Source organism: Candidatus Rokuibacteriota bacterium (genome assembly GCA_016209385.1).
Lineage (GTDB): Bacteria > Methylomirabilota > Methylomirabilia > Rokubacteriales > CSP1-6 > JACQWB01.
On the sequence record JACQWB010000024.1, the window covers coordinates 1 to 5879 of the forward strand.

10 protein-coding genes are annotated in these 5879 nt (G+C 66.4%); all 10 read right to left on the reverse strand.

Features of this window, described 5'->3' with window-relative positions; genetic code table 11:
* A partial coding sequence (locus HY726_01485) for a S41 family peptidase (GenBank protein MBI4607664.1) occupies positions 1-970 on the reverse strand: 970 nt, incomplete at its 3' end.
* A 36-nt stretch (positions 971-1006) separates the two neighbouring features.
* Positions 1007-2200 (reverse strand): peptidoglycan DD-metalloendopeptidase family protein, encoded by a 1194-nt coding sequence (locus tag HY726_01490; protein ID MBI4607665.1) that lies wholly within the window; start codon positions 2198-2200, stop codon positions 1007-1009.
* Entirely contained in the window at positions 2197-3084 is an 888-nt protein-coding gene (locus tag HY726_01495; protein MBI4607666.1) for a hypothetical protein, read from the reverse strand. The genes HY726_01490 and HY726_01495 overlap by 4 nt, the downstream gene beginning before the upstream one ends.
* Positions 3085-3191: 107 nt before the next feature.
* Positions 3192-3866: an ATP-binding cassette domain-containing protein gene (locus HY726_01500; GenBank protein ID MBI4607667.1), complete on the reverse strand. Its 675-nt coding sequence runs from the start codon at positions 3864-3866 to the stop codon at positions 3192-3194.
* A gap of 29 nt (positions 3867-3895) precedes the next feature.
* The gene (locus HY726_01505) at positions 3896-4072 is read right to left on the reverse strand and encodes a hypothetical protein (GenBank protein ID MBI4607668.1); all 177 of its coding nucleotides are present in this window, start codon (positions 4070-4072) and stop codon (positions 3896-3898) included.
* A 171-nt stretch (positions 4073-4243) separates the two neighbouring features.
* Positions 4244-4627, reverse strand: coding sequence for a site-specific DNA-methyltransferase (locus HY726_01510; protein ID MBI4607669.1), 384 nt, complete (start codon positions 4625-4627; stop codon positions 4244-4246).
* Between the two features lie 24 nt (positions 4628-4651).
* The gene (locus tag HY726_01515) at positions 4652-5050 is read right to left on the reverse strand and encodes a type II toxin-antitoxin system VapC family toxin (protein ID MBI4607670.1); all 399 of its coding nucleotides are present in this window, start codon (positions 5048-5050) and stop codon (positions 4652-4654) included.
* On the reverse strand, positions 5028-5291 hold the full coding sequence (locus HY726_01520; GenBank protein ID MBI4607671.1) for an AbrB/MazE/SpoVT family DNA-binding domain-containing protein: 264 nt from the start codon (positions 5289-5291) through the stop codon (positions 5028-5030). The genes HY726_01515 and HY726_01520 overlap by 23 nt, the downstream gene beginning before the upstream one ends.
* A 176-nt stretch (positions 5292-5467) precedes the next feature.
* Positions 5468-5749: an ATP-binding cassette domain-containing protein gene (locus HY726_01525; GenBank protein ID MBI4607672.1), complete on the reverse strand. Its 282-nt coding sequence runs from the start codon at positions 5747-5749 to the stop codon at positions 5468-5470.
* Positions 5750-5778: 29 nt separating this feature from the next.
* Positions 5779-5879 (reverse strand): hypothetical protein (locus HY726_01530; GenBank protein ID MBI4607673.1); only part of this gene is annotated, 101 nt, incomplete at its 5' end.

Here is a 5879-nt window from a genome sequence, read left to right on the forward strand (position 1 = left end):
CCTTGCCGAAGGTCTGGGTGCCGATGAGGATCGCCCGGTTCCAATCCTGAAGGGCACCCGCGACGATCTCGGAGGCCGACGCGCTGCCCTGGTTGATCAGCGCCACGATCGGGAAGCCCGTGAAGGCCTTCTTCGTGTGCGCCGTGAAACGCATGTTCTGGCTCTGGACCCGACCCTCCGTGTAGACCACCAGCTTGCCGTCGTCAAGGAACTTCTCCGCCACGTCCACGGCTGCCGTCAGGAGCCCCCCGGGGTTGTTCCTGAGGTCCAGAACGAGGCCCTGGAGGGTGCCGTTCTTCGTCAGCTTCTCCAGCACGGCCTCCAGGTCCGGCGCGGTCTGCTCCTGGAACTGGCGGATCCGGACGTAGCCGATCCCCGGCTCGAACTCCTGGGTCCGCACCGACTGGACGCGGATCTGCTCGCGGGTGATCGTGAACTCCCGCGCTTCGAGCCACCCCTCGCGCGCGATGGAGATCGTGACCTTGGTCCCCGGCTTCCCGCGCATCCGCTTCACCGCCTCGCCGAGCTGCATGTCCTTGGTGGAGATGCCCTCGATCTTGACGATCCGGTCGCCCGGGTGGATCCCGGCCCGGTGGGCGGGCGTCCCTTCGATCGGCGCCACGACGGTGAGCACGTCGTCCTTCAGCGTGATCTCGATGCCGAGCCCCCCGAAGCTCCCCGTCGTCTCGACCTGCATCTCCCGGTACATTTCGGGATCGAGGAAGGAGCTGTGCGGGTCCAGACCCCGCAGCGTGCCCTTGATGGCGTTGTAGATCAGGTCCTTGGGCGGTATCTCGTCCACGTACTGGCCCTGGACGATGGAGAGCACCTCCGTAAAGAGCCGGAGCGTCTCGTACGTCGCGCCGGTCTCGGGGCTCTTGCTGGCCCCGGTCCCGCCGAGGGACAGGGTCAGCAGGACGAGCAGGGCCGAGACCAGGAAGGCTTTCGTCATCTGTCGAAGGGAACTCATGAAGGCGCCTCCTCGAGCAACCTCGATGCCTCTCGCCTAACCGCGCTGTCGAAGCCACTCGGCAGGATCCTCGGGCCGCCCCTGGTAGCGTACCTCGAAGTAGAGGCGCGATCCGGCCAGCGACCCGGTGTCGCCGACCGTGCCGATGACCTGACCCTGCCGCACGTCCTCACCTTCCCCCACGCGGATCTCCGCAACGTGGGCGTAGAGCGTGTAGTAATCGTTGCCGTGATCCAGGATGATCAGGTTCCCGTACCCCTTGAACCACCCCGTGTACACCACGTGACCGGCGTACACGGCCTGGATGTCCGTCCCCTCGCTGGCTTCGATGTCGATCCCGTTCCTGAAGGTCCGGGTGCCGAAGCGCGGGTGGATCTGTTCGCCGAAGGCGGACACGACCCGGCCCTCGGTGGGCCACGGCAGCCGCCCCCGCAGCGTACCGAACCCGACCGCGGGGGGCCGGATGCCGGCCGCCGGCGGGACCTTCGCCACGCGGCGCGCCTTAGCCTGGAGCTCCCGGATGAACGCCTCCAGGCGTTTGGCGGCTTCCGACAGCTCGCCCACCATCCGCTCGTGGTAGGCGCGCTGGTCCTGAACCTTCGCCAGGAGCACCCGGCGCCGGGCCGCCTCGCGATCGACCTCGGCGCGCTCCAGGGCAACCCGCTGCCGCAGCGTCGAGAGATCCCGCTTCCGGGCTTCCCCCTCGGCCTTCCGCGCAGTCAGGCTGTCTCCCGTATCACGATACTCCTGAATGAGCCTGGCGTCCACAGTCGCCAGCGTGGTCAGGTGCCGGAGCCGGACCGCCCGCGCCACCGGGTCATCCACGCCGAGCACGACGGGGAGCATTCCCCCCTGGGTGTGGAGCTTGTACAGCGCGCGGAGCCTGCGGGCGAGCGCCTGCTCCTGGGCCGTCCGCCGCTTCTCGAGCCCTCGGATCTCGCCTTCCAGCCTCGCGATCTTGGCCTCGGCCTTCTTGAACTGCCCGTCGAGGCGGGCCAGCTCGCTGCGCTTGGCGGCCAGCTTCCGGTCGATCTCCTCGAGCTCGGTCAGGAGCGACGCTTCTTTCTTCCTGGCCTCCGCCGCCTTCGCCCGCTCCTCGCGGAGCTGACGCTGGGTACGCTGGAGCGTCCGCTCCTTCTCCTTGAGCGTCGAGCCGTCCTTGCGTTGGGCGGAGACCGGAAGGGCCCAGACGAACGGCAGGAGGACGAAAACCACGAGCCAGCGCCTCACGCCGTGCTCCGTCCCCTGGCCAGCAGCCCGCCGACGGCGCCGAGGAGGCCGCCGCCCCCAGCGAGCAGCACCGCGTCGACCGGCGCGAGGAAGGCCATCCGCTCGAGCCCCAGGGTCACCGCGAGCAGCGGCTCGACCCGGGGCTGGACGAGGGTGTACACCAGCCAGAGCCCCCCGAGCGCCATGACCGCTCCGAGGAGGCCCTGAACGAGCCCCTGCAGCAGCAACGGCACCCGGATCACCGCCTCGCTCGCTCCCACGAGCCGCATGATCTCCATCTCCTCCCGCCTGAGGTGCAGCACGAGTGTCGTCGCCGTGGTCACGGTGAGGATGGCGGCCAGCGCGAGGAGCCCTCCCACGCCGAGACCGATCCCGTCGAGGAGCCGCTGCCACTGGACCACCCGCTCCACCCACTCGGTACCGCCCTGCACCTCCTCGACCTCCGGAAGCTCGGCAAGACGACCGATCAAGGCCCGCGTCGCCTCCGGCGTCGCGGCCTGGGGCGCCGGGGTTACCTCGACCGAGGGCGGGAGCGGGTTGGCGGGGAGCTGATCCACCACGCTGGCCTCGGCACCGAGCTCTCGTTTGAGGGTTGCCAGCGCCTCTCGCTTGTCGATGTAGCGGAGCCGCTGGACGCCCCCCACGGCCTCGATGCGCTGGAGGAGCCCGGCCAGGGCATCCGGGGAAGGTTCCTGCTTCAGGTAGGCCACCACTCGAAGCCGCTCGCGCCACTGGGCCACCGCGAGCCCCAGGTTGAGCGATACGAGCCAGAAGCATCCCAGCACGGCCAGAGAGAGGCTGATCAGGAAGGCTGCGCCGACGCCGAGCCGGCCGGCGCGCCGAAGGTCGCGGACGGCCTCGCCGAGGAGAAATGCCAGCATCATGACTCAGGAGCGTGTCGCCATAACGCCCTTCGAGCGCCGGCTCCGCCGGCGCAACCCCTATCTCGGGGGAGGCTTCGGAGGGGGCCGTCGAGGCCCCCTCCGATTGTCTAGCCGCCCTCGTCCTTCACCAGCCTGCCGGCGTCGAGCACGAGCGTGCGCCGCCTGAGCCGCGTGACCAGCGCCGCGCTGTGGCTCGCCAGCAGGATCGTCGTCCCGCGCTTCCAGACCTCGCCGAAGAGGTCCACGATCTCCTCGGACATCCTTTCGTCCAGGTTCCCGGTGGGCTCATCGGCCAGGAGCACCACGGGGTCCTTGACCAGGGCCCGCGCGAGGGCCGCCCGCTGCTGCTCCCCCATGGAGAGCTGAGCCGGCAGCGCCTGCGCCCGGGCGGAGAGCCCGACGGCCTTCAGCGCCTCGAACACCCGCGGCGTGACCTCGCGCCGCGGGGCGCCGAGGACGCGCAGGACAAAGGCGATGTTCTCGTACACCGTCCGGCCCGGCAGGAGCTTGGCGTCCTGGAAGACGATGCCGATGACGCGGCGGAGCTCGGGGCCCTCGGCCCGGCGCAGCCCTGTCACGTCGAAGCCCGCGACCTCGATCTCGCCCTCCGAGGGGAGCTCGGCGCCGTAGAGGAGGCGGAGGAGCGTCGTCTTGCCCGCGCCGCTCGGGCCGGCCAGGACGGCGAACTCGCCCTTGTCAACCTGGAAGGAGACATCGGCGAGCGCCCGGACCGTGACCGGCCCCACCCGGTAGACCTTCGACACACCGTCGAGACGGATCATCGGCGCTCGCGGCCATTATACGAAACGCCTTAAGATTTCGGGAGTTTTTCCAGGAGAAGCTGGTTGACGAGCGCGGGGTTGGCCTTGCCCCCCGTGGCCTTCATGACCTGACCCACGAGGAAGCCCACGCTCTGCTTCTTGCCCTTCCGCCAGTCCTCGACCGCGGCGGGGTGCTGGACGAGCACCTGCTCGATGATCGCCGACAGGGCCGCCGCATCGGCGACCTGGACGAGCCCCTCGCGATCAGGGCGACCTTGAGCAGGTTCACCACGTTCGGTCGCCGTCCGCTTCGGGCTTTGACATTCCCATCAGCCGCGCTCGCCACTTGCGCACCGCACGGCTCATCTGAACTTGTCGAGCCAAAAATCCTACTCCGCTTAAACTTCCCGCACCAATGTATCAATTAAGAGGGCTCTGGCATCGCGCTTGGAGATCGGCGTAGTTTTCGCTTTAGCAAGAAATTTGGCCAGCGGGTTGAGATCTGACCCGATGCAACGACGGCCTGAAGCTAAAGCTTCGACAACTGTTGTCCCGCCACCCATGAAGGGATCGAAAACGGTATCACCGGGTTTAGTAAACGCCTCAATTGCTTTTCTAGCGAACTGAGGCGAAAATCTCGCGGGGTAGCGATAGAAACTGTGAGTCAGTCCTGTCACGGGCGTCCCACAATTCAACGCGTCGAGTAGCGCCGCGAATAGCTCGCCAGGGCTATGAGTCGGATGGCGCCTTTCCGAGTCGTGAGTGCGGGGGCGCTGCGTCATATGTCCTCCATTAGCAGTCACCGGTTATACCCACACAATCTTGACGTCCTTCTCGACTGCCCGGAACTCGGAATCGCCGGTGTAAAGGTCGGCTTTCTTTTGCTTGGCCAGGGCGGCAGCGAAGCAGTCAGCTAGGGACATTTTCCGCGTCGCTTTGATCTCCCCGGCCAGTTCGGCTAGCTGTTGGTCGGCCGGGACAATCTCGATGGGAAGGCCTAGGAGCTTGAGACGGACTTCGTTCCATCTGTCAGCACCGATTTTCCGTTCGACCTGATAGCGAACCTCCGCCCAGTTGGGGGCTGAGATCAGGACGTTTTGATCAGATGCGGCCGCCTTCTCGAAGAGAGCCAACACAGTCTCGTGGCCGTCTTCCTCGAACAGGAAGGCCAGTACCGCGTAGCTATCGAGGACCGAGCCTCGCACCCTTGGCTTCCTCGCGCTCTCTGTCTCGGGCTCGCTCCTTGAGGAGTTCTTGGGTTACCGGACCCTCTTTCTTGAGCATGCCGCAGACACTGCGGATGTAGTCCCGGGTGAGCGGTTGGAAGACGATCCCCCGTTCCCCTTCAATGAAGCAGATTTTAGTGCCCGGCTTGATCCCATACTTTCGGCGAAGCCTGGCCGGGATGACCAGCTGCCCCTTGCTCGTGACATAGGCGATGTCCATGTCGAGTACCTCCGCAATCTGGACATTAGTCTTACACCGGTGTAAAAGTAAGTCAATTCAAATTTTGCAGGAAAGCCGTTGGCCTTCATGCGCCCACGATAGTGAGGCGAGAGACAGCAGTATGCAGGTTCGAGACGGTGTTAACGCCGTTCCCGTCCAAGAGTGGGTCGTGTGGGTTAGCAGACCAGTGCCACTGCACTGTGCAGAGCGCAGGCAGTACAAAGGCCCTCCGCCGGCCGACCCGAACCCGCGCCCGCGGCTGCCGGACCGGCCCCCCTCGGCGTCAGGCACCCTCCAGGAGCGTGGCCCGATGCTACCAGGGTCGTCTTGCCGGCGCCGCTCGGACCGGCGAGGACGACGAACTCGCCCTTGTCAATCCGGAACGAGACGTCGGCAAGGGCCGGAATCCTCACCGGCCCGACCCGGTACACCTTCGACACGCCGACGAGATGGATCATCAGGGCTGACGGCCATTATACGAAACGCCTTAAGATTTCGGGAGTTTTTCCAGGAGAAGCTGGTTGACGAGCGCGGGGTTGGCCTTGCCCCCCGTGGCCTTCATGACCTGACCCACGAGGAAGCCCACGC